At 52.4% G+C, this 22,353-nt stretch carries 17 protein-coding genes and 2 pseudogenes; 11 read left to right on the top strand and 8 right to left on the bottom strand.

What is annotated here, in order from left to right; genetic code table 11:
• Positions 1 to 114 precede the first annotated feature (114 nt).
• Positions 115 to 1,470 (top strand): annotated as a pseudogene (locus tag DES54_RS13880) (PTS transporter subunit EIIC); the annotation flags it as partial.
• Between the two features lie 29 nt (positions 1,471 to 1,499).
• A complete protein-coding gene (locus DES54_RS13875; protein WP_113868362.1) occupies positions 1,500 to 2,825 on the top strand; it encodes a 6-phospho-alpha-glucosidase in 1,326 nt (441 codons plus the stop codon).
• Between the two features lie 97 nt (positions 2,826 to 2,922).
• Here DES54_RS13875 and DES54_RS13870 read toward each other — a convergent pair whose 3' ends face one another.
• A complete protein-coding gene (locus DES54_RS13870; RefSeq protein WP_205680249.1) occupies positions 2,923 to 3,672 on the bottom strand; it encodes a GntR family transcriptional regulator in 750 nt (249 codons plus the stop codon).
• A gap of 475 nt (positions 3,673 to 4,147) precedes the next feature.
• On the opposite strand from DES54_RS13870, the pseudogene DES54_RS13865 reads away from it, so the two are divergent.
• Together DES54_RS13865 and DES54_RS13860 are read left to right on the top strand one after the other, a co-directional pair.
• A pseudogene (locus tag DES54_RS13865) lies at positions 4,148 to 6,061 on the top strand (oxidoreductase).
• Between the two features lie 93 nt (positions 6,062 to 6,154).
• On the top strand, positions 6,155 to 7,135 hold the full coding sequence (locus DES54_RS13860; protein WP_113868358.1) for an FAD:protein FMN transferase: 981 nt from the start codon (positions 6,155 to 6,157) through the stop codon (positions 7,133 to 7,135).
• Between the two features lie 56 nt (positions 7,136 to 7,191).
• Here the strand turns inward: DES54_RS13860 and fabI are convergent, their stop codons facing one another.
• From fabI to sapA, 6 genes are all read right to left on the bottom strand, one after another.
• Positions 7,192 to 7,980, bottom strand: coding sequence for an enoyl-ACP reductase FabI (fabI, locus tag DES54_RS13855; protein WP_113868356.1), 789 nt, complete (start codon positions 7,978 to 7,980; stop codon positions 7,192 to 7,194).
• 163 nt (positions 7,981 to 8,143) lie between these two features.
• Entirely contained in the window at positions 8,144 to 8,959 is an 816-nt protein-coding gene (gene sapF / locus DES54_RS13850; protein WP_113868354.1) for a putrescine export ABC transporter ATP-binding protein SapF, read from the bottom strand.
• Entirely contained in the window at positions 8,959 to 9,951 is a 993-nt protein-coding gene (gene sapD, locus DES54_RS13845) for a putrescine export ABC transporter ATP-binding protein SapD (protein WP_113868352.1), read from the bottom strand. Before sapD ends, sapF begins: the two co-directional genes overlap by 1 nt.
• Before the next feature lie 16 nt (positions 9,952 to 9,967).
• On the bottom strand, positions 9,968 to 10,858 hold the full coding sequence (sapC, locus tag DES54_RS13840; protein WP_113868350.1) for a putrescine export ABC transporter permease SapC: 891 nt from the start codon (positions 10,856 to 10,858) through the stop codon (positions 9,968 to 9,970).
• Positions 10,845 to 11,810, bottom strand: a complete 966-nt coding sequence (gene sapB / locus DES54_RS13835) for a putrescine export ABC transporter permease SapB (protein ID WP_113868348.1) — start codon at positions 11,808 to 11,810, stop codon at positions 10,845 to 10,847. The genes sapC and sapB overlap by 14 nt, the downstream gene beginning before the upstream one ends.
• Complete coding sequence (gene sapA, locus DES54_RS13830) at positions 11,807 to 13,486, bottom strand: ABC transporter substrate-binding protein SapA (RefSeq protein ID WP_113868346.1); 1,680 nt, start codon at positions 13,484 to 13,486, stop codon at positions 11,807 to 11,809. The genes sapB and sapA overlap by 4 nt, the downstream gene beginning before the upstream one ends.
• A gap of 567 nt (positions 13,487 to 14,053) precedes the next feature.
• Between sapA and DES54_RS13825 the strand changes: the two genes are divergently transcribed.
• Together DES54_RS13825 and DES54_RS13820 are read left to right on the top strand one after the other, a co-directional pair.
• Positions 14,054 to 14,881 (top strand): hypothetical protein, encoded by an 828-nt coding sequence (locus DES54_RS13825; RefSeq protein WP_147247304.1) that lies wholly within the window; start codon positions 14,054 to 14,056, stop codon positions 14,879 to 14,881.
• 391 nt (positions 14,882 to 15,272) lie between these two features.
• Positions 15,273 to 16,841, top strand: a complete 1,569-nt coding sequence (locus tag DES54_RS13820; RefSeq protein WP_113868342.1) for a cellulase family glycosylhydrolase — start codon at positions 15,273 to 15,275, stop codon at positions 16,839 to 16,841.
• Positions 16,842 to 16,921: 80 nt separating this feature from the next.
• On the opposite strand, the gene pspF is transcribed toward DES54_RS13820, so the two are convergent.
• Complete coding sequence (pspF, locus tag DES54_RS13815) at positions 16,922 to 17,914, bottom strand: phage shock protein operon transcriptional activator (protein ID WP_113868340.1); 993 nt, start codon at positions 17,912 to 17,914, stop codon at positions 16,922 to 16,924.
• Positions 17,915 to 18,134: 220 nt separating this feature from the next.
• Between pspF and pspA the strand changes: the two genes are divergently transcribed.
• From pspA to DES54_RS13785, 5 genes are all read left to right on the top strand, one after another.
• Positions 18,135 to 18,800 (top strand): phage shock protein PspA, encoded by a 666-nt coding sequence (pspA, locus tag DES54_RS13810; protein ID WP_113868370.1) that lies wholly within the window; start codon positions 18,135 to 18,137, stop codon positions 18,798 to 18,800.
• 71 nt (positions 18,801 to 18,871) lie between these two features.
• Positions 18,872 to 19,099, top strand: coding sequence for an envelope stress response membrane protein PspB (gene pspB, locus DES54_RS13805; protein WP_113868338.1), 228 nt, complete (start codon positions 18,872 to 18,874; stop codon positions 19,097 to 19,099).
• The gene (pspC, locus tag DES54_RS13800) at positions 19,099 to 19,464 is read left to right on the top strand and encodes an envelope stress response membrane protein PspC (protein ID WP_113868335.1); all 366 of its coding nucleotides are present in this window, start codon (positions 19,099 to 19,101) and stop codon (positions 19,462 to 19,464) included. The genes pspB and pspC overlap by 1 nt, the downstream gene beginning before the upstream one ends.
• A 362-nt stretch (positions 19,465 to 19,826) precedes the next feature.
• Positions 19,827 to 21,224 carry a YcjX family GTP-binding protein gene (locus tag DES54_RS13790; RefSeq protein WP_113868368.1) on the top strand — a complete coding sequence of 466 codons (1,398 nt, stop codon included), beginning with the start codon at positions 19,827 to 19,829 and terminating at the stop codon, positions 21,222 to 21,224.
• Positions 21,221 to 22,264, top strand: a complete 1,044-nt coding sequence (locus tag DES54_RS13785) for a YcjF family protein (protein WP_113868329.1) — start codon at positions 21,221 to 21,223, stop codon at positions 22,262 to 22,264. Before DES54_RS13790 ends, DES54_RS13785 begins: the two co-directional genes overlap by 4 nt.
• Positions 22,265 to 22,353: the final 89 nt, after the last annotated feature.

The following is a 22,353-nucleotide window of genomic DNA, read 5'->3' as shown; positions in this document are numbered from 1 at the left end:
TGAATGCTATGATCGGCATAACTCAGTCCGGTTGGTGATTTGTTTTGATTTGGCGATTGATCAGATCGCTCAAACCGGATTGAGTTCCCTTCAGTGATCTACTATTAGGCGCAGTTATTTAGTGCGGAGAAACCTACCGCCGCGTTTGCCGCGGTGATTGGTTTTATAGCCATGCATGTCGGGGTGAGGGCGACGCTGACGGCACAAAATCTTACCCCTGCGACCACCACCATTGATGCGTTGACCGCCGCCGGTATGGATCATACCGCCGCGCTGATGTACGCGGCGGAGTTTACGCAAACGCTGGGAATTTTTACCTATAACATGAGCGTGCTGGGCGGGGTGATCGCCGGGGTGGTGACCGTTTTACTGCACAACCGCTTCTATACCATTGAACTGCCTACCGCCATCAGCTTCTTTGGCGGACGGCGATTCGTTCCCATCATCACCGTGGTATGCCTGCCGTTGGTCGGGATTGGGCTAGCGCTGATCTGGCCGACCATTGGCCGCGGCATTGCCTGGGTCGGTGAACTTATCGGACACAGCGGACAATACGGCGCGTTTTTATACGGCTTTTCGGAACGTATCCTCATCCCCACCGGATTGCACCATATCCTCAATGAAACCGTGCGTTTTACGCCGATCGGCGGGGTTGCCACCGTAGACGGGGAAACCATCGTGGGCGCGCTGAATATCTTTAATGTGTCATTAACGCACCCCGGCGCGGTGAGCGATGACGTCATCCGTGAGGCCACTCAATTTTTGGCTCAGGGCAAAATCCCGATCATGATGTTCGGTCTGCCCGGCGCGGCGTTGGCGATGTATCACTGCGCACAGCCGGAACACAAGAAGCGGGTCAAAGCGCTGGTGCTGGCCGGGGCGCTGGCGTCATTCACCACCGGTATTACCGAACCGCTTGAATTCTGCTTCATTTTTGTCTCACCGCTGCTTTATCTGGTTCATGCTGTCTTGAGCGGTTTGTCTTTTATGCTGATGTCGATGCTGCACCTGATGATCGGCAATATTCAGGGCGGCGCCATCGATCTGATGGTATTCGGCGTGCTGGGCGGGCTGAAAACCCAATGGTGGTATGCGGTGTTGCTGGGTCTGATTTATTTCCCGGCCTACTACTTTATCTTCAGATTCATCATCAGGCGGATGAACGTTGAAACGCCGGGACGCGAGTCAGAGGACATTGCGGTGGAGGCCGCGCCGGTCAGTGCGGATGAACGCACGAAAAATATCATTAGCGGATTGGGCGGCGAAAGCAACATTGAAGAGGTGGATTGCTGCTTTACCCGTTTGCGTGTGCAGGTGAAAGATATGAGCCGGGTAGAGGATAAGACCTTGATGACCACGGGTGCGAACGGCATCAATCGCGTTAACGAGCATAACATCCAGGTGATTTACGGCCCGAAAGTGGAAAAAATTGCCAATGATGTCAAAATCGCGCTTGGTGTGACAGGGTAACTTTTAACGTTATGAGACGGAGAACGGCGATGACGAAGCAATATAGTATTGTGATTGTAGGCGGCGGTTCCACCTGGACACCGGGGCTGCTGAAAGCGTTGTGCAAGCGTAAAGCGACGTTCCCTTTACGGCGTTTGGTGATGTATGACGTGAATGCGCCGCGCCAGGCGGTGATCGGCGATTTTGCCCGTCTGCTGTTCCAGGAAGAATATCCCGAACTGGATTTTTCCTACACCACCAACGTGGATGAGGCGTTTACCGATATGGATTTTGTATTTTGCCAGATGCGTACCGGCGGCTATGAAATGCGGGAAAAGGATGAAAAAATTCCGCTGTCGCTGGGGATGATCGGGCAGGAAACCTGTGGCCCCGGCGGTTTTGCCTACGGTATGCGCTCTATCGGCGACATGATTGAGTTGGTGCAAAATGTTCGCCGCCGGTCGCCTGATGCCTGGATTCTTAATTACACCAATCCGGCGGCAATCGTAGCTGACGCGTTGCGGGTAAAATTTCCTGATGACCGGCGAATTCTTAATATCTGCGATCAGCCGGTCAACTTACTGCGCTCGTATGCCCGCTTGCTGGATCGTAATGTGGATGAGTTCGAACCGGTCTATTTTGGTCTGAATCATTTCGGCTGGTTTACCCATTTGTATGATCGCCAGGGCGTGGATTTGCTGCCGGAACTAAAAGCGATCATCAATAATCAGGGGTTCAAACCTGCTGATGCGGAGCAGCGCGATCGCTCATGGCTGGATACCTATGCGCTGGTGGCCGATATGTTGCACGATTTTCCTGACTACCTGCCCAATACCTATCTGCAATATTACCTGTACCCGGAATACAAGCTCAGCAAGCTGGATGCGAATTTTACCCGCGCCAATGAAGTGATGGCGGGACGTGAAAAACGCGTATTTGAAACCTGCCGCGCCGCTGTAAAAGCGGGGACGACAAAAGATGCCAGTGTGGTGCACAACGATGCGCACGGCGACATGATCGTCGAAGTCGCGGAATCCATTGCTTATAACCAACAGCGGATTTTCGTGGTGATCGTGGAAAATAACGGCCTGATCAACAATCTGGATGACACCGCGATGGTAGAAGTGGCGGCGACGCTGGGTATTAACGGGCCGCGGCCTTATGGCGTGGGGAATATTCCAACTTTTTATAAGGGAATGATTGAGCAGCAGTTTGCCTATGAACGCCTGACGATCGAAGCCTGGTTCGAAGGGTCGTATACCAAAGCGTTACAGGCGTTGACGCTCAATCGTCTGGTGGTGGACGCCAAAAAAGCGCGTAAAGTGCTGGATGCGCTGATTGAGACGAATAAAGGTTATTGGCCGGAATTGAAATGAAACGTGTGTGAAAAATCGCGGTATGTCTCTGCGGCGCAACCGCCGCGCCCGGCCCGGGGCGTTTAATCGCTAGCGCCCACTGAATGCCATCATGACATTATCCGACCCTCAGCGGTCGTAATGGCGCATCCAGTGTGAACGTGTAATAACGTTGATTGTAATAGACGTTTGACAGTTCGAACGGCACCTGACTGGCGAAGAACGCCACCACGCTGGCGCGCAGCACGGGTTCGTCACGCACCAGCCCCAGTGCCTCCCGCACTTCGGACGAAGGCAGTTCGGCAAAGATTTGTTTATGGCTACCCACCGAATCATATCCTTTGGCTTTGAGATAGGCATATTTTGACTCCCTGAGATCGTGCTCGTTAAGGTCAGGGAACAGTTCGCCGTTCATCCAGGATTGCTCATAAACAAAAGGAATGCCGTCAATCAGCCTCAGGCGGATCATGTAATAGATAGTCGCGTTTTCAGTCAATCGCAATTGGCTGGCGATATCCTGGCTGGCCTTTTGGCGGGAGAAATGCAGCAACTGGTTGACGATAGGGCGATGAACGGCGCTGGCAACCTCACTGGATGTCAGATGTTGATCGAGTGGAAGCTGCACTTTGATGCGGGTATCGGGTTGCGCAACATAGGTGCCGCGTCCACGCAAACGCGTCACCAGTCCCTGCCGAACCAGATAATCCACGGCTTTTCTCGCCGTCATGCGTGAAACCTGATAGTGCTCGCACATTTCCGCCTCGGTGGGCAATGGATCACCGGGTTTTAGCGTGTTATCACGGATTTGCAGGCTCAGGATCTGCTCAATTTGCAGATAGAAAGGAATAAAAGAGTGCTTATCGATCATCAGGTATACTCCCTGCCGCCTTATCCGCCCGATACGAGCTATGAAACGATGACGGCTATAGTATAACCGGGTAGTTATCTATACAACCGGTCGCTTGTTATTTCAACCACAGCATTTTCCGCCGATGAGCGGGAAAAAGGTTTTTTTAGGAGGCTTGCGCTAAATAATGTCCGCCGCCGATTAATTCCCTTCTTTGTTACATAAAACGTAAATATTTATGGTTTAATTTCTTGCCAAGATGCAAATATTTTAATAAAAAACAGCGTGTATTAACTTTGGTAAAAAAATCGCCAATAACCCTACAAAATATATTTATATGCAGCAGTTAAAATATTAAAAAAACGTTTTAAAACATTAAAAAAACCATACTCAGTAAGTAATAACATTATTAGCCAGCAGAAAAAATAACGAAAAAACCATGGCTTTATTGTGCTTTTTTTAAGCAAGATTTTTATTTTAAAGAGGAGTGTTTACCATGACAGATATTAACCTTAAATTGTTAAAATCTTTCACATTACCCAACGGCGTTACGCTCAAAAATAGAGTGCTTATGGCGCCAATGACCACCTGTAGTGGATTTTTTTGATGGGAGTGTTACAAAAGAATTAATCGAATATTATGAGCAGCGGGCTGGCAGTATCGGCACGGTGATCGTGGAATGTTGTTTTGTTGATGACAAGGGGCTGGCCTTCCCCGGCGCGATAGGGATCGATAAAGACGATAAAATTGAAGGGCTGGCTAAGATCGCCACGGCAATTAAAGGCAGAGGCTCGAAAGCCGTGCTTCAGATTTACCACGGCGGCCGCATGGTGGAACCGCGGTTTATCGGCGGGGCGACGCCGGTTGCCTTGAGTGGCGACGAGGTGGAGGAAATGGTCGGCAAGTTCGGCGATGCGGTATACCGGGAGATTCAAGCGGGGTTCGACGGCGTGGAAATTCATGGCGCCAATACCTATCTGATCCAGCAATTTTACTCCCCCAATTCCAATCAACGCACTGATAAATGGGGCGGCAGCAGAGATAAACGCGCGCAATTTCCTTTAGCCATTCTGAATATTACTCATGAAATGGTAAATAAATATGCGGATCGTTCATTTATTATTGGGTATCGCTTCTCTCCTGAAGAAATAGAAGAGCCAGGTATTCGCTTTGACGACACATTATATTTGTTAGAAAAACTGGCGGAAAAAGGGTTGGATTATGTCCATTTTTCCATGGGAAATATTTTTCGGCTGTCACTGGTCGATATTGATGATCCCTCGCCGTTGATTAAAAAATATGTCGCCCGTCGTTCAGCTAAACTTGTCGAAATTCCGGTTATCGGCGTCGGCGAAATCGTGAATAAAACGGACGCGGAAACGGCGCTGGAAAATGGTTATGATCTGATCGCGGTGGGCAGAGGGTGTATCGCTTATCCTGATTGGACCGATCGAATTGCCGACGCGCAGAATATCGATCTCTATATCAATAGCGATAAGCGTTAATGATCCCGGAACCCTTATGGCGTTTCTCTCTGGTGGAAGCGATGATCCGGGATGTGAATTTGACCGGTAAAAAAATCAGCGCCAATTCGTCGATGGTGGTTAACTACCGTCCTGATTTGGATGGATTTGTGACAACCAACCATAAAGGCGCGACCGGCGGCGGTCTTCGTCTGTTGCAGCAAATGGGCGCTGATACCGTTGATATGGGTGAAATCCAAACGCATCCGACGGTGGAGCAAACCACCTCTTATCTGATATCGGAATCGATTCGCGGCGGCGGCGCGATCCTGGTTTCTCAGCGCGGCGAAAGGTTCTTCAATGAACTGCAAACCCGCGACAAGGTTTCCGCGGCGATTGTCGGTCTGCCGGAAAAATCCGCCTATATTCTGTTCGATCAGCAGGTAAGAATGCGCAATATGGCGGTTGAGGAATATGTTTCGCAAGGGCTGACCGTGAGCGGGCAGAGCATCGCTGAACTGGCGGAAAAACTGGATATTGATCCACAGACGTTGCAGGCGACCATCAACCGCTACAATGTGTTCGTCACTAACAAGCATGACGACGATTTCGGCAGAACGACCGGTATGCGCGACCCGCTCGATTGCGCGCCTTTCTATGCCATCAACGTCGCGCCCGGCGTTCACCATACTATGGGCGGTATAGTGATTAACGCCGATACAGAAGTACTCAATAGCGGCAAACAGGTTATCCCCGGCGTCTATGCCGCCGGAGAAGTGGTCGGCGGCATTCATGGCGCCAACCGCATTGGCGGCAATGCCGTGGCGGATATCATCATTTTTGGTATTCGCTCCGGTATGCAGGCCGCCGCCTATGCGAAATCATCGGATAACGTGACGCGGGTGGATTTTGAAGGGTCGGATGTTCCGCTAAAAGCCGTGTCATAAACGTTTGAATGATTTAATCGTAAAACAGGGAGCGCGTCCGTCAGGACGCCTCTCTTTGTTTATTCCGCAACCTCGTCCGCCGACCTGTCTATTATGAAATCTGTCAGTGAAATCTATTCCTATACCGCTCATCTGATGGGCAGTCCGGTAGTGTTGAAAATGTTTGTGCATGATGAAACGCTGGTTAAACAGGTATTTCACCACATCAGGCAGCTTGAAGATCGCCTGACCGTTAATCGGGCTCAGTCAGAAGTGATGAGCGTCAATCACGCGGCGGGGCAACATGACGTGACGGTCAGCCTCTTGGTCTTCAGCCTCATAAAACAAGCGAAAGCCGCCAGCCAGATAAGCGACAGTTGCTTTAATCTCGCTATTGGCCCGGTCGTGAAACTGTGGAAAATAGGATTCAACGGTTGCGCCGTGCCTGATGCGGAAGAAATCGCCCGCGCGCTGGCATTGACCAATCCTGAGCACGTTATGCTGAATGAGGCTGACAGCGCCGTTTTTCTGGCGCAGGCAGGGATGGAAATCGATTTAGGCGCGATCGCCAAAGGATATATAGCGGATCGCATCAGAAATTTGCTGTACCAGCACGGGGTTTATCACGCGGTAATCAATCTTGGCGGTAATGTCCTTGCCATCGGCCGCTCATTGACGCAAGGGCCGTGGAGCGTTGGGCTGCAAAGGCCGTTCGCGGAGCGGGATGATTTGCTGGGAGTGATCCGGATGATGAATAAGTCGGTGGTGACGTCGGGCGTTTATGAGCGTTTTTTTACCATTGATGATCAGGTATACCACCACATTTTAAATCCCGCCACCGGCTACCCGCTGGATAATGAACTGCTTAGCGTCACCATTATCTCGGACAACTCTATCGACTGCGATATTTATTCCACTTTGCTCTATGGCATGGGCGTCGATGACGGCATCGCCTATTTACGCGCCAGACCGGATATCGAAGCCATATTCGTGACCAAAAATAAACAGATAATTCTTTCTTCTCAACGACATTTCGAGTTTGAACGGTTGAACGCCGGGTACTCGCTCATCAGTGGGAGCAGGCAGGAGAGGTAAAAATGCCCCAACAGCGCGTGGGGCAGAGGACATAGTATTGCTGGCGGAATGGAATGTTAATCCAGTTCTAACTCACTCATCGCGGTGATGTTGAAACCGCCATCGACGTGCAGTACTTCACCGGAAATACCGGCAGCCAGATCGGAGCACAGGAAGGCGGCGGAGTTACCGACATCCTCAATGGTCACCACTCGGCGGATAGGCGTTACCGCTTCACAGTGAGACAGCATCTTCTTGAAGTTTTTGATGCCAGAAGCAGCCAGAGTACGGATCGGGCCGGCAGAGATGGCGTTGACACGCACGCCCTGCGCACCCAGGGCGTTTGCCATATAACGCACGTTCGCTTCCAGAGAAGCTTTTGCCAGACCCATCACGTTGTAGTTAGGAATGGCGCGTTCGGCGCCCAGATAAGACAGCGTGACCAGCGCGGCGTTCGGATTCAGCATGTTACGACAGGCTTTGGCCATCGCGACAAAGCTATAAGAACTGATATCGTGCGCAACGTTGAAACCTTCGCGGGTTACGGCGTCGATATAGTCGCCGTCAAGCTGGTCGCCCGGCGCATAAGCAATGGAGTGAACGAAGCCATCAAAGTTTGGCCATACGTTAGCCAGTTCAGCAAACAGCGCTTCAATGCTTGCATCTTCTGCGACATCACATGGCAGAACAATGCTTGATCCCAGTTCGCCGGCAAAGCCTTCAACGCGAGATTTCAGTTTATCGTTCTGATACGTGAACGCCAGTTCAGCACCTTCACGGTGCATCGCCTGCGCGATACCGAATGCAATGGAGCGGTTACTGGCAACACCAGTTACCAGAATGCGCTTACCGGTAAGAAAACCCATAGCAGTAATCCTTGTGATCATTGTTGCAGCGATCATCAGCGATTACATAATCAGTGAATGATGATCGAAGTGGATAAACCGGGCGATTCTACCATGCCTGATACCGATAAGGGTACTCCGAGCAGTATCGACCTTTTTTGTTTGTTTCAGCATCAAAACGCGCTTAAAGCTGAGCGCCGTCACGCCGCCAGGCATCGGCGCTCAGCGCTTCACCAAAGTGGCTGGCGATCAGGCGCTTGGTCAGATCGTGCAGCGGCGCGGCCAGCACTTCGGCGGTACTGCCGCGTTCGACCACTTCTCCGGCGTGCATCACCAGAATCTGATCGCTGATATGTTTCATCATCCCCAGATGCTGAGTCACATAAATATAAGAGATGCCGTGTTTTTCCTGAAGTTCCAGCATCAGGTTGATGATTTGCGAGCGCATGGACATATCCAGCGAAGCCAGCGCTTCATCCGCCACAATGACTTTAGGTTGCAGGATCAGGGCGCGCGCCAGCCCGACACGCTGTTTCTGGCCGGGAGCCAGCGCATGCGGATAGTAGAAAGCGTGATCGGGGCGCAGACCGACCTGTTGCAGCGTCTGGTTAATGGCTTTTTCACGCGCCTGAGGCGTGAGATCGGTATTAAGCCGCAGGGGTACATCCAGCAACTGCCCGATGCGCTGGCGCGGATTGAGCGCATTGCCCGCATCCTGAAAGATCATGCGGATTCGCTGGCTGCGGTAACGATAATCACCAAAATGCAAAGGATGATCGTCGATCAGCAATTCGCCTGAGGTCGGTTCCATCATGCCGGACAACATTTTCGCCAGCGTGGATTTCCCTGAACCGTTTTCTCCGATAATCGCCAGCGTCTGCCGCTCACGTAAAGTAAAGCTGACGGACTTCACCGCCTCAACATGTTGCCGACGAAACAACCCGGTACGATAGCGGAATGTTTTGGTCAGATTACGGGCTTCCAGCAAGGTTTCGACCATCAGGATTCTTCCATGTTGAGCGGAAAGTGGCAGGCGTACCAATGGTTTTTCACCGAGAGCAGCAGCGGGGTTTGCATGCATTGTTTCTGCGAATAGGGGCAGCGAGGCCCCAGACGGCAGCCCACAGGCAAATGCTCCAGTGAAGGGATCGCGCCCGGCAGCGTATTCAGCCGACTTTTATGCGGCAATGAACGCCCGAAATCCGGCATCGCCCGGATCAACGCCTGGGTATAAGGGTGATGCGGCGAGCTAATCAGATCTTCGCTGGTCGCGCTTTCCACCGTCTGACCACAGTAAAGCACATTGATTCTGTCGGCCCATTTGCTCATGGTTTGCAGGTCGTGGCTAATCAGCAAAATGGTCGTGTTGTTATTCTGATTCAGACGCGATAGCAGACGGAAAATCTGCGCCTGAGTGGTCGATTCCATCGCGTTGGTAGGTTCATCGGCAATCAGCAGACGCGGTTGGTTCGCCAGGGCGATGGCGATCATCACTTTCTGGCATTCTCCGTCGCTCAGTTCGTAGGGATAGCTGCCCATGATGTCTTTATGATCTTTGATGCCGACGCGATGCAGCAACTCGATAGCTCGGCGTTTGCGCCAATTGAGGCGCTGCCACCAGCGGCCTTTGTAGGTCCAGCCGGGGATGGCCTGCAACAACTGTTGCCCAATGCTTTCGGACGGATCGAGACAGGACTGTGGTTCCTGAAAAATCATGGAGACATTGTGTCCCACCAGTTTGCGCCGCTCGCGTGACGACAGCCGCAGCAAGTCGATATCGTCAAAACGGAAGCGATCGGCGGTTACCCGCCAGTTATCTTTGGTGATCCCACAAATGGCTTTGGCAATCAGACTCTTACCGGAGCCTGATTCCCCCACCAGCCCGCGAATTTCCCCTTCGTTCAGCGTCATGCTGACCCGATCGACGGCTTTGACCGCGCCATCCGGGGTGAGAAATTCAATGGTCAGATTACGAATATCAAGGAGTGGCATAATTTCGTCTCCGCCATTATTCCGTTTCAGCGATCAGGGCGCGGCGGATGCCATCGCCCAGCAGGTTGACGATCAGCACGCTCAGGGTAATGGCGGCCCCGGGCAACATGACGGTCCACGGTGCGGCATATACCAGTTCCAGCGAATTGCCGAGCATGGCCCCCCATTCGGTGGTGGGAAGCTGCGCGCCCAGATCGAGAAAGCCTAACGCGGCAATATCCAAAATGGCGATGGACAAGGCGCGGGTGAACTCGGAAACCAGCAGGGCGGCAATATTCGGCAAGACCACATACCAGATGATATAACGGGTTGAAGCGCCATCAAGCCGGGCGGCGATGACATACTCTTTGTTCATCTCATCATGCACCGCGCTGTAGAGGGTTCGCACCATACGAGGCAACAGCGCCAGCCACACCGCCAGCATCGCGTGTTCGAGTTTGGGGCCGATGAACGCAATCACCACAATCGCCAGCAGCAATGACGGGATGGATAACAGCGTATCAAGAATATGATTGAGCATCGCCGAGCGCAGGCCATGCGTCACGCCAGCCATCACCCCCAGCACAATGCCGAAAAATGCGGCGGCATAGGTGACGATCAGCGCTGATCCCACCGTGGGCCCCGCGCCGCTGAGCAGTCGGCTGAGGAGATCGCGCCCCAGATCGTCAGTGCCGAGGAAGAAAGAGACTTCCCCATAGTGCGACCAGGATGGCGGCAACAGTTGATAACCGAGAAATTGCTGATCCACGGCATACGGCGTCAGCAATTTTCCAAACAGGCACAGACCGAGCAAAATGAGAAAGCTGTAAAAGCCGATCATCGCCAGCGTATCCTGATGGAATACCCGCCATGTATCTCCCAGTCGGCTGGGTAAGCGTTTTTCGCTGTATACGTTATCGAAGGGCATACCATTCCTTATGCTTCAGCGGGTTTGTCATCGCGCCCCAAATATCAGACAGCACGTTAACCGTGATCACCATAGCGCCAACCACCATTACTCCCGCCGAGATAGCCGCGTAATCCTGTTGGCGAATGGCGTTGACCAGCCAGCGCCCCAGCCCCGGCCAGCTAAACACCACTTCGGTAATAATAGTGAGCGTCAACATGGTGGAGAACTGTAACCCCAGCTTGGGCATAATCGGCGGCAGCGCGTTGTGCAGCACATGACGGCGGATAATGGTCAGCTTGGATAAACCGCGAGTAGCGGCGGCTTTGATGTAATTTTTGCCAATCACCTCGGTGGTGCTGATACGCATCAGGCGGATCACTTCGGTGGTCGGCCCCACAGCAAGCACGATGATGGGCAGGATCAGATGACGGAGCGCGCTGACCATCATTTCACCGCGATAGGGCGAATCAGACAGCCAGGCGTCAATCAGCGCGAATCCGGTGACGGGTTTGACCTGATAAAGCAAATCGAAACGACCGGAAACCGGCAGCCAGCCGAGGTGAAGCGAGAAAAACAGGGTCAGCAGCAACGCCAGCCAGAATACCGGTATCGAAAAACCGATGAGCGCCAGCGTACTGATCACGATATCCGGCCCGCGATTCTGCATCACGCCCGCGGTGATGCCCAGCGGGATTCCGATCAGCAACGACAGCATAAACGCCAGTAGGCAAAGCTCGACCGTGGCGGGGAAAACCTCTTTTAGCTGTTCGCTGATCGCCTGGCCATTAATGCTGGAGCGACCGAAATCGCCCTGAAGCAGGCTGGAAAGGTAAAAATGGTAAGCGTCGAACAGCTCCGCGCCATTGAGCGGCGCGTGCGGCGTGTAGTAGCTCAGACTGAATCCCACCAGCGTCAGCAGGCACAGCGTCACCAGCAGCAACACCAGCCGACGCAGAGTAAAGATAATCACGGCAGATCTCCTTCAACTTCAAGCGTTTCCTGTGAAGAAGGCGTCACGGTCTGGGACGCTTCGCGAAACACGCCCGCGAAAGACGCGTTACCGAACGGACTAAGCACCAGACCTTTCATATCATAACGATAAGCCAGCAAACGCAACGAGGATGCCAGCGGCAACACGGGAAGCTGTTGCGCCAGGATCTTCTGCGCATGTTGATAATATTCAATACGGTTAGACAGTTGCTGTGAAGATAAGGCATTTTGCAACACCTCATCAAACGTTGGGTCACACCAGTGAGCATAGTTGGTTTGCGAACGGATAGCCGCGCAACTCAGCAGCGGACGGAAAAAACTGTCCGGGTCATTACTGTCGGTGGCCCAGCCTGCCAGCGTTAAATCATGACTTTGCGCCATCAGCCTGGCTTCCTGATAACGGCCTTCCACCGGTACAATCGTCACCTTAATGCCCACTTGCGCCAGATCCGCCTGAATCAGTTCAGCGGTTTTCAGCGGGCTTGGATTGTAGGGTTGCGAGGCGCTGGGCACCCATAAACGCAGGCTGAGGTTCGTCATGCCCAGTTCCTGCAACAACTGACGGGATTTAGCCGGATTGTATGCGGTTATTTGCGCGTCATTGTCATAGGCCCAGGATGCTCGCGGCAGGATCGAAGCGGCGGTTTCCGCCGTGCCGTAATAAATGGATTGCATGAGCCGGTCATTGTTTATCGCCAGTGCGATCGCTTCCCGAACCTGACGGTTATCCAGCGGCGGCTTGCGCACGTTGAACGCCAGATAAGCGACATTCATACCGGGACGCAACGATAGCCGTAAGCGGGGATCGTTGCGCAAAATGGTTAGTTGGTTGGCGGCGGGATAGGCGAGCACATCACATTCGCCGGTCAGCAATTTGGATAAACGGCCCGTCCCGCCGGAGCCTAAATCAACGACCACCTGCGCCATTCGGGGCAACCCGCGCCAGTAGGCTTCATTACGCGTCAAGCGAATATATTGACCGTTACGGTATTCGTTGAGTCGATAGGGGCCGGTGCCGACCGGTTCCCGATCAATCAACGCTTGTTTTTCCTCGGTTGTCAGTTTCTGAGCGTATTCGGCGGAGAGAATGGGCGCGTAATGCGTCGCCAGATGCCACAGAAAAGAGGCGTCCGGGCTATTGAGCCGGATCTCTACGGTGTATTCGCCCAGCTTACGTATGCTTTGCACCGCATCGGCAAACTGGAGACTGTCGAAATAGGGATAATCGCCGCCGTTGACATCATGATAGGGATGCTTTTCATCCACCATGCGTTGAAAGCTGAACAGCACATCGTCGACATTCATATTACGGGTCGGACGGAACCAGTCCGTGGTCTGAAAGGGGACGTCGCGGCGCAGATAGAAACGGTAGACCGCGCCGTTGTCCAGCACTTCCCAGCGTTGGGCAAGTTCCGGCATCAGACGGTAAGTATAGGGATCGACATCCAGCAGGCGATCATAGAGTTGCGCCGCCAGCGTATCGATGGTGATACCGCTGCGCGCCATCTGCGGATTAAACGTGTTCAGCACGTCATTCACACAATAAACGAAACCGCTTTGGCGGATAGACGCCTGTGGCGTTGCCGGCGAAGGCGCCGCCAGTGCGGGCAACGCAACCCAGACGAATGCCAGTGCGAAACAAAATTTTCCAGACATAAGGTTTTTTCAGTCAAGGCGTAATACACAGAGTGTACCGCACTCTCGCCATCCTCCCCACTGTGTTATGCGCGTCTGGCGACTTTCCCATCATTTGCACGCCAAAAACGCTTGTTTTTCATGGTAGCTCACGGCGAGGGCGCTTTCCTCGTCCGGGGCTATCTCATTTTAATAAAGCAGAAGATGTTATAAATTCTTTTAGGGCGTATTCGATATTTGTATTGAATACGCCTGTTTTTGTTTGCTCACATTAATATCGCCGAAAATAGCGGATTGGGTTACTGTGTAGTTACGTTTCCTGTGGGCGAGTAAGTCGAATCGCTAATCAGTCCGCAACGTCAACGATGATGGGTACGGGCGCTTAAGTCATATTACTGCGACGGATTGTTGTCGTAGATCAAGTTAATGGCGATTTCTCACCGCAATGGTGATCTTTTCCTAAATACCAATCATATCCATGCTGTTAATAATCCAGACTCGTACCTGAAAATGGAGTGACTCTTGATGGACGGTATTACCTCTTATAATACTTCCCCTTCTTCATCGTCATATACAACGGAAGACACGGTGCAAAGGTTAAATGTATTGAACGCAGATGTTTCGCTTGCCCATTTTGAAGTGATCCAGCTTTCGGAAGCGGGGCTGGCCCGCAGCAAAGAGCATGCTGAAAAATATCATCAAAATCCCTTAAGCTCACTGACTGAAGAACAAATTAAAGAACAGGATGAGGCGGTTAAACAGCTTAGAGATCAATTAATTGCCGCTCAGTTAAATCTCGTTCCCAACCTGGCTTCCCCACTGTTTAGCGATCCGGTTACGGCGGCTGACGCATTCGACTTTTCTTCATTTTTTGCGATAACGCAAGAAGGGACGACATTATCAACCGCCAGGTTAACCGCTGCGTTGCATGAGGCGCTGTCCAGCCCGCTTAATAGCCTTATGACGGACACCACGATGGCGTTTGATATTGCGGCGAAAAAAGAGAAACTCACGTTTATTAACGATAATTTTATTGCCGGGGGATATCGGTCCCAGGCATCAGGCGTCATCAATAGCTACATCGATAAGCTGGTGGAACGCCGGGATAATTTATTGCAAGGGCTGGCTGAGGCTGAGCTAGCGCTGAGTATTGATTTGGCTGACGGCAAACGAGCCGAGGTTGCGCAATCCGATATTGAGGCATTCAACGCGGGTACGCATCGCAACGCGGGTACGCATCGCTCTCAAAGAGAAATGGTTCAGGCGCTATCCATTGCGGATAGCGCACGGAGTTTTGCCGATATGCTCGATCAGTTTGAAATGATAGTCAGAAATAATGGAAGTTCGGTGGTGGAATTGCAGAATATCAGCCAACTTGCTGATCACTGGGAAAATTTCTTACAAAAATATGTCTAATGCGATTAAAAAACAATCATAAAATCATGTTGGCAGGGCAATAGCCATGCGTTAAGAACCTTATACTTCATATGGGAATGAGAAATATTCTCAACAAAGTGCTTTACAGATGATACTGATAATTATTATCATCATTTTCGCGCTTCGCCAGTTGCTTCTTTGCAGGCACTGAAGGAGAGCACGACATTGCTCACATTGCTTCCAGTATTATTTTAGCCAGCCTGCGTGCTGGCTTTTTTTTGACAAAATATCAGAATCACATTCTCTTACAGAAAAAATAATTAATAAAATCAAGTATTTTAAGATTATTCTTAAATTTTTCCCAGCTACAGAAATCATCAGTATTATACAATAACCCAATTAGATGGGTGTTCACAATGGAGATAAGGATATGTGGATGAATACGAAGTGGATAAGGAGCTTAAGAATGTTAACGTCAGGCGCTGTCGGCGTATTATTGGGGGCCGCGTTGATTTTCTCATCATCGGCGGCGGCAGCCACCCCGGTAGAGCGGCACGGGCAGTTATCAATAGTCAACGGCAAGCTGGTGGATGGTAGCGGTAAGGCGGTGCAACTGAAAGGGATCAGTTCGCATGGTTTGCAGTGGTACGGCAACTATGTCAATAAGGAGACGATGCAGTGGCTGCGCGATGACTGGGGAATCTCAGTCTTTCGGGTGGCAATGTACACCGAGGAGGGGGGCTACATTTCCAATCCTTCGCTGATCAATAAGGTCAAAGAGGCGGTCGCGGCGGCGCAGAGTCTTGGGGTGTACATCATCGTCGACTGGCATATTCTTTCGGATGGCAACCCGAATACTCATAAAGCGCAGGCAAAAACTTTCTTCAACGAAATGGCCGAACTTTATGGCAACTCGCCTAACATCATCTATGAAATTGCCAATGAACCCAACGGCGGTGTGACCTGGAATGCGCAAATCCGGCCTTATGCGCTCGAAGTCACGCAAACTATCCGCGACAAAGATCCAGACAACATCATTATCGTGGGAACCGGCACCTGGAGTCAGGATATTCACGATGCGGCGGATTTTCCGTTGCCTGACGCCAATACCATGTACGCGCTACATTTCTATGCTGGCACGCATGGGCAGTCCTTACGTGATCGGATCGATTACGCGCAAAGCCGGGGGGCGGCGATTTTTGTCAGCGAATGGGGTACCAGTGACGCGTCCGGCAATGGCGGCCCGTTCCTGCCGGAGTCTGAGACCTGGATCGATTTTTTGAATAATCGCGGCATCAGTTGGGTTAACTGGTCTTTGACGGATAAAGCGGAGGCGTCCGCTGCGCTGGCGCCTGGCGCCAGCACCAGCGGCGGCTGGACAGAGCAGGCGCTGTCGACATCAGGCCGGTTTGTCAGAGAGCAGATCCGTGTGGGCGCACCGATAACCACGCCTACGCCGACGCCTGAAACAACTCCGGCGCCGACCCCGACGCCTGAACCAACTCCGGCGCCGACCCCGACGCCGGAAAATCCCGACACTGGAACGGGAACAATCGTGCTGCAACATCGCACTATCGACACCAACCCTGACAATAATGCCATGCAACTGGTGTTTAATCTTAAAAACACCGGCAATAGCGAGGTTAAGCTCAGTGATGTGAAAGTCCGCTACTACTTCAACGATGACGGCCGGTCGGATACCCAGGTGTTCATCGACTGGGCGATGATTGGCGCCAGTAATGTCGTTGCCCGCGCTGAGCCGCTGACCGGCACGGACAAAGCGAACCGCTATGTCGTCCTCTCTTTCAAAAATGAGGCGGGCTCTATCCCTGCTGGCGGCGAGAGCGGCGACGTGCAGGTACGGATTCATCCTATGGACTGGAGTAATTACGATGAAACCAACGACTATTCCTACAATGGCACAAACGCTGTCTTTACCGACTGGGATCGCATGACGGCCTATGATAAAGGGCAACTGGTATGGGGAGTTGAGCCTTAATTACAGGTAAAAGCCAGCGGCGGATGCGCGCCTGCTGGTTTTCCCCCCTCAACCCTCCTCGTTCATCGGGGAGGGTGAAACTATTCATTAACGGCGATAGCATGCTTTTTTAACAGCCCGCGTAGCTGGTGATAGGTTAGCCCCAGCAATTCCGCCGCCTTACGCTGATTGAAACGCGCCTGATCCAACGCCCGTTCGATAAGCGCGCGTTCCTGAGATAGTTGCCATTGCTTCATATCCGACGGCAAATCAGGTAATTCATCCGCAAGGCCAACCGGCGGAATCGGGTTAATTGCTTCGGATTTCTGAAACGGGTTGAGAATAATGGTATCCAGCATGGTATCGCTGCCGCCATGACGATAAACCGAGCGTTCGACGACATTTTTCAGTTCCCGGATATTACCTGGCCAGCCATAGTTCAGCAGCGTTTCGCGGGCGTGCGACGTGAAACCGGGGAAGAGCGGTAACCGCAGTTCGCGGCACATCTGAATCGCAAAATGTTCCGCCAGCAACATGATATCTTGTTGACGCTCACGTAGCGGCGGCAACTGAACCACATCAAACGCCAGCCGATCCAACAGGTCGGCGCGGAATTTTCCGCTGGCGGCCAACGCGGGCAGGTCATCGTTGGTGGCGCACACCAGCCGCACATCGACCTGTAACGCCTGTCCGCCGCCGACGCGTTCCAGCACGCCATATTCGATCACCCGCAGTAACTTTTCCTGCACCAGCATTGGCGCGGTCGCCAATTCATCCAGAAACAGCGTACCGCCATCAGCGCGCTCGAAGCGACCCAGATGACGCTTTTGCGCCCCGGTAAACGCGCCTGCTTCGTGACCGAACAGTTCGGAATCCAGCAAGTTTTCATTTAAGGCCGCGCAATTCAGCGAAATAAAAGGCCCTTGCCAACGGGGAGACAAATAGTGCAAACGGCAGGCGATCAATTCCTTACCGGTGCCGCGCTCGCCGATTAACAGAACGGGTTTAGCGAGTTGCGCCAGTTGTGAAACCTGTTCCAGCACTTCAAGAAAGCTGTTGGCTTCCCCCAGTAAGTTCTCTTTTTCATGCGCCATTGCTTTGTACCCTGTGGTTTTTACTAACAGTTAGCGTATTTGACTAATTTAGCGGGTAATGAAAAATAGTCAAAATTCTTAGTCCTTTAGTTTTCAATAAGTTATCGATAATTAAAAGTTGGCATGCTTATTGATATATCAATCCTGCAATCGGCTGATGACCGGTCGCGATCATAAATCAGGCGTAATCAGCGCTGGAAATCATGAAGAGGATTTGATTATGGGTATTTTTTCTCGTTTTGCCGACATCGTGAACGCCAATATCAATTCATTGCTGGATAAAGCGGAAGATCCGCAGAAGTTGGTCCGGCTGATGATCCAGGAAATGGAAGATACATTGGTTGAGGTTCGGTCTACCTCCGCACGGGCGCTGGCAGAAAAGAAACAGATTGCCCGCCGTATTGAACAGGCGTTGTCTCAGCAGGCGCAGTGGCAAGAAAAGGCTGAGTTGGCGCTGAGAAAAGACAAAGACGATCTGGCGCGTGCCGCGCTGATTGAGAAACAGAAACTGACCGATTTAATCGTGACATTGCAACATGAAGCGGAAAGTGTTGATGAAACGCTGGAGCGCATGAAACGAGAAATCGCCGAGTTGGAAAACAAACTGACGGAAACCCGTGCGCGTCAGCAGGCGTTAACGCTGCGCCATCAGGCTGCTTCTTCCTCGCGTGATGTGCGTCGTCAACTGGACAGCGGCAAGCTGGATGAAGCGATGGCGCGCTTTGAGCAGTTCGAACGTCGGATTGATACGATGGAAGCCGAAGCGGAAAGTATCGGGCTGGGCAAACACAAATCGCTGGATCAGCAGTTCTCCGAGTTGAAAGCGGATGACGAAATCAGTGCGCAATTGGCCGCGCTTAAAGCTAAAGTTAAATCAGCAGAATAACCGGGCCGGCTATCGTCAGGGTTGGCGATAGCCTTAGCAAAACCGGCGAACATAATGATTAAGGAGACACGATGAGTGCTTTGTTTCTTGCCATACCGCTGACCATTTTCATGCTGTTTGTGGCACCGATATGGCTTTGGCTACATTACAGTCAGCGTAAGCAAAACAATGCTCAATTAGGACAAAGCGATATGCAGCGTCTGACGCAATTAACGGAAGACGCCCGCCGCATGCGCGAGCGGATTCAGACACTGGAAGAAATTCTGGATGCAGAACACCCGGAATGGAGAAAATCATAATGAAGAAAACATGGTCAGGTAAAACATTATATCGCGTTCCGGAAGAAGGCATGTTCAAAGGCGTCTGCGCTGGACTGGCCCGCTACTTTGACGTACCGGTGAAACTGGTGCGGGCCATTGTGGTGTTATCGACGATTTTCGGCCTGTTCTTTTTCACCATCGTCGCTTATTTTGCGCTCAGTTTCGTACTCGATCCCGCGCCGGCGGCGAGCTACCGAGAACAAGATGTTTCGTTTCGCGCGCCAGGGCAATTACTGAACGACGCCGACGCGACCCTGATGGCCAGTGAACAGCGACTGCGCAATATCGAGCGCTATGTCACCTCAGAGACATTTGGCGTACAGAGCCGTTTTCGTCAACTGTAAACATCATCATATCCACGGCGTTGCTGTTATCCGGTCATCTTGTTGCCGGAGAGTCCGGTAACAGAGACGCCGTCAATAACAAAATCGCGCCGCTTTACTTTTATCTGGATGATTCTGTACTAGATTTGCATCAAGTAGCGAATTTGTGCGTCGTCATTATTTCCTGTAAAACCACATCATTTATTTCACTGATGAGTAATAAGATGCTTCATTATCAATTAAGCGGTCTGAGTGGCGGACGGTTCATTGCACGGTGAAGCATTTACATGCAATACATTTATACGTTCGGTAAATTCAGCCATGATCGGCAGGAAGACGCCGTGCAGCAAGCCGTTACGCTAAAAGGAGCCTTGGTTAATCCAATGAAGCGATTACAAAACGAATTAAACTCACTGGTTAATCGCAGTGTTGATCGTCATCTGCGGCTGGCCGTTACCGGGTTGAGCCGCAGTGGTAAAACCGCCTTTATTACCGCCTTTGTCAATCAACTGCTGAATGTCCACAGCGGGGCGCATCTGCCCCTGTTTTCCGCCGTGCGCGAAGGCCGGTTGCTGGGCGCCAAACGTGTGCCGCAGCGTGATCTTGGCGTTCCTCGTTTTGCGTATGATGAGGGCATGGCGGCGCTTTATGGCTCGCCACCAGACTGGCCCCGGCCTACGCGCGGCGTCAGTGAGATTCGTCTGGCACTGCGTTATCGTTCTAATGATTCGTTGTTGCGGCATTTCAAGGATACCTCGACGCTGTATCTGGAAATTGTGGATTATCCGGGGGAATGGCTACTGGATTTGCCGTTGCTGGAACAAACCTATCTCAGTTGGTCACGCCAGATGGCCGGGTTGCTGCAAGGCGATCGCACCGAATGGGCCAGGCCCTGGCTGTCGTTGTGTGAGACGCTCGACCCGCTGGCGCCAGCCGATGAAAATCAATTTGCGGCCATTGCACAGGCCTACACCGATTATCTGATACGTTGTAAACAGGAAGGGCTGCATTTCATTCAGCCGGGGCGCTTTGTGCTGCCGGGCGATCTGGCCGGCGCGCCGGTGTTGCAGTTTTTCCCGTGGCCGCAAGTTGATAAATGGGGCGAAGCCAAACTGGTGCAGGCCGATGCCAAAACCAATATCGGGATGCTGCGCCAACGCTTCGATTATTATTGTCAGTCGGTGGTGAAAGGCTTTTATAAACATCACTTTATCCGTTTTGATCGCCAAATTGTACTGGTGGATTGCCTGCAACCGCTGAACAGCGGACTGCATGCTTTTAACGATATGCGGCTGGCGTTGACCCAACTGATGCAAAGCTTTCACTACGGTAAGCGCACATTATTCCGGCGCCTGTTCTCGCCATGTATCGATAAACTGATGTTCGCCGCCAGTAAATCCGATCACATTACCGCCGATCAACATGCCAATCTGGTTTCCCTGTTGCAGCAACTGGTGCAGGAAGCCTGGCAGAATGCCACGTTTGAAGGGATCAGCATGGATTGTGCGGGTATCGCGTCGATTCAGTCCACCCAAAGCGGCATTGTTGACCATCAGGGACAAAAAATTCCGGCGTTGAAGGGTAACCGTCTGAGTGATGGTCAGCCGCTGACGGTCTATCCGGGGGAAGTGCCGCCCCGGTTGCCGGGCGCCGCATTCTGGCAGCAACAGGGATTTCATTTTGATGAGTTTAGGCCACGCGAAATGACGGTGGACACCTCGTTGCCCCACATTCGACTGGATACGGTAATGGAGTTTTTATTGGGAGATAAATTGCGATGACCGAACCACTGAAACCGCGAATGACGTTTGATAAAGCCTCGCCAGCGGAACCTCAGCCGCAATTACGCGCCAATGTATCGTTTGACGAGCAGGAGGCCGCGCGTTTTGCGCCTGTCAGCCGGGAACAGGAAGTACCGGAAGAGGGGGTGGCCGAGGAAGTGGTCAGCGCCGCGCTGCGACCTAAACGCAGTCTGTGGCGGCGGATGGTCATGGCGGGGCTGACGCTGTTTGGCGTCAGCGCCGTGGCGCAGGGGGTGCAATCGCTGCATAACGCCTGGATACAGCAGGATTGGATCGCGCTGGGCGGTATCGCGGCCGGCAGCCTGATTGTGGCGGCGGGCGTCGGATCGCTGGCCGTCGAGTGGCGACGCCTTTATCGCTTGCGTGAGCGGTCGGAAGAACGCGATGTGGCGCGTGATTTGCTGCATAGCCACGGCGTGGGAAAAGGGCGTGAGTTTTGTGAAAAACTGGCGCGCCAGGCCGGGCTGGATAAGGGGCATCCGGTGATGCAACGTTGGCAGGCTTCTCTGCATGAAACCCATAATGATCGTGAGGTGCTGGAACTGTATGCCCGCTTGGTGCAACCGGTGCTGGATAGTCAGGCACGGCGGGAAATCAGCCGTTCGGCGGCGGAATCCACACTGATGATTGCCGTCAGTCCGCTGGCGCTGGTGGATATGGCGTTTATCGCCTGGCGCAATCTGCGGCTGATCAATCGGATTGCGGCGCTCTATGGCATTGAATTAGGCTATTTCAGCCGTATTCGTCTGTTTCGTCTGGTGTTGCTGAACATTGCGTTCGCCGGCGCATCTGAACTGGTGCGGGAAATCGGCATGGACTGGATGTCGCAGGATTTGGCCGCGCGTCTTTCCGCCCGTGCAGCGCAGGGCATCGGCGCGGGCCTGCTTACCGCGCGTTTGGGCATCAAGGCGATGGAACTGTGCCGACCGTTGCCCTGGCTGGATGATAAGCCGCGTCTGGGCGATTTCCGCCATGAATTGATCGGACAGGTGAAGGCAACCTTGCAGAAAACCCGCTGATCCGGCGGCGCAATACGGAAAATATTCCATGACTGTCAACTTTTGCTGCCACTTCGCTTCATCCGTGCCAGCCGAAAGGGTATTATCAT

Origin of the sequence: Brenneria salicis ATCC 15712 = DSM 30166 (assembly GCF_003315515.1) — a bacterium.
Classification (GTDB): Bacteria; Pseudomonadota; Gammaproteobacteria; order Enterobacterales; family Enterobacteriaceae; genus Brenneria; species Brenneria salicis.
Note: the sequence above shows the minus strand (reverse complement) of the source record. Positions and strands in the feature narration are given on the sequence as shown.

What these genes read in the sequence shown, in the direction of transcription:
- DES54_RS13875 (WP_113868362.1), top strand. Translation starts at nt 1,500, where the DNA reads ATGACGAAGCAATATAGTATTGTGATTGTAGGCGGCGGTTCCACCTGG.
- DES54_RS13870 (WP_205680249.1), bottom strand. Translation starts at nt 3,672, where the DNA reads ATGATCGATAAGCACTCTTTTATTCCTTTCTATCTGCAAATTGAGCAG.
- DES54_RS13860 (WP_113868358.1), top strand. Translation starts at nt 6,155, where the DNA reads ATGAAATCTGTCAGTGAAATCTATTCCTATACCGCTCATCTGATGGGC.
- fabI (WP_113868356.1), bottom strand. Translation starts at nt 7,980, where the DNA reads ATGGGTTTTCTTACCGGTAAGCGCATTCTGGTAACTGGTGTTGCCAGT.
- sapF (WP_113868354.1), bottom strand. Translation starts at nt 8,959, where the DNA reads ATGGTCGAAACCTTGCTGGAAGCCCGTAATCTGACCAAAACATTCCGC.
- sapD (WP_113868352.1), bottom strand. Translation starts at nt 9,951, where the DNA reads ATGCCACTCCTTGATATTCGTAATCTGACCATTGAATTTCTCACCCCG.
- sapC (WP_113868350.1), bottom strand. Translation starts at nt 10,858, where the DNA reads ATGCCCTTCGATAACGTATACAGCGAAAAACGCTTACCCAGCCGACTG.
- sapA (WP_113868346.1), bottom strand. Translation starts at nt 13,486, where the DNA reads ATGTCTGGAAAATTTTGTTTCGCACTGGCATTCGTCTGGGTTGCGTTG.
- DES54_RS13820 (WP_113868342.1), top strand. Translation starts at nt 15,273, where the DNA reads ATGTGGATGAATACGAAGTGGATAAGGAGCTTAAGAATGTTAACGTCA.
- pspF (WP_113868340.1), bottom strand. Translation starts at nt 17,914, where the DNA reads ATGGCGCATGAAAAAGAGAACTTACTGGGGGAAGCCAACAGCTTTCTT.
- pspA (WP_113868370.1), top strand. Translation starts at nt 18,135, where the DNA reads ATGGGTATTTTTTCTCGTTTTGCCGACATCGTGAACGCCAATATCAAT.
- pspB (WP_113868338.1), top strand. Translation starts at nt 18,872, where the DNA reads ATGAGTGCTTTGTTTCTTGCCATACCGCTGACCATTTTCATGCTGTTT.
- pspC (WP_113868335.1), top strand. Translation starts at nt 19,099, where the DNA reads ATGAAGAAAACATGGTCAGGTAAAACATTATATCGCGTTCCGGAAGAA.
- DES54_RS13790 (WP_113868368.1), top strand. Translation starts at nt 19,827, where the DNA reads ATGAAGCGATTACAAAACGAATTAAACTCACTGGTTAATCGCAGTGTT.
- DES54_RS13785 (WP_113868329.1), top strand. Translation starts at nt 21,221, where the DNA reads ATGACCGAACCACTGAAACCGCGAATGACGTTTGATAAAGCCTCGCCA.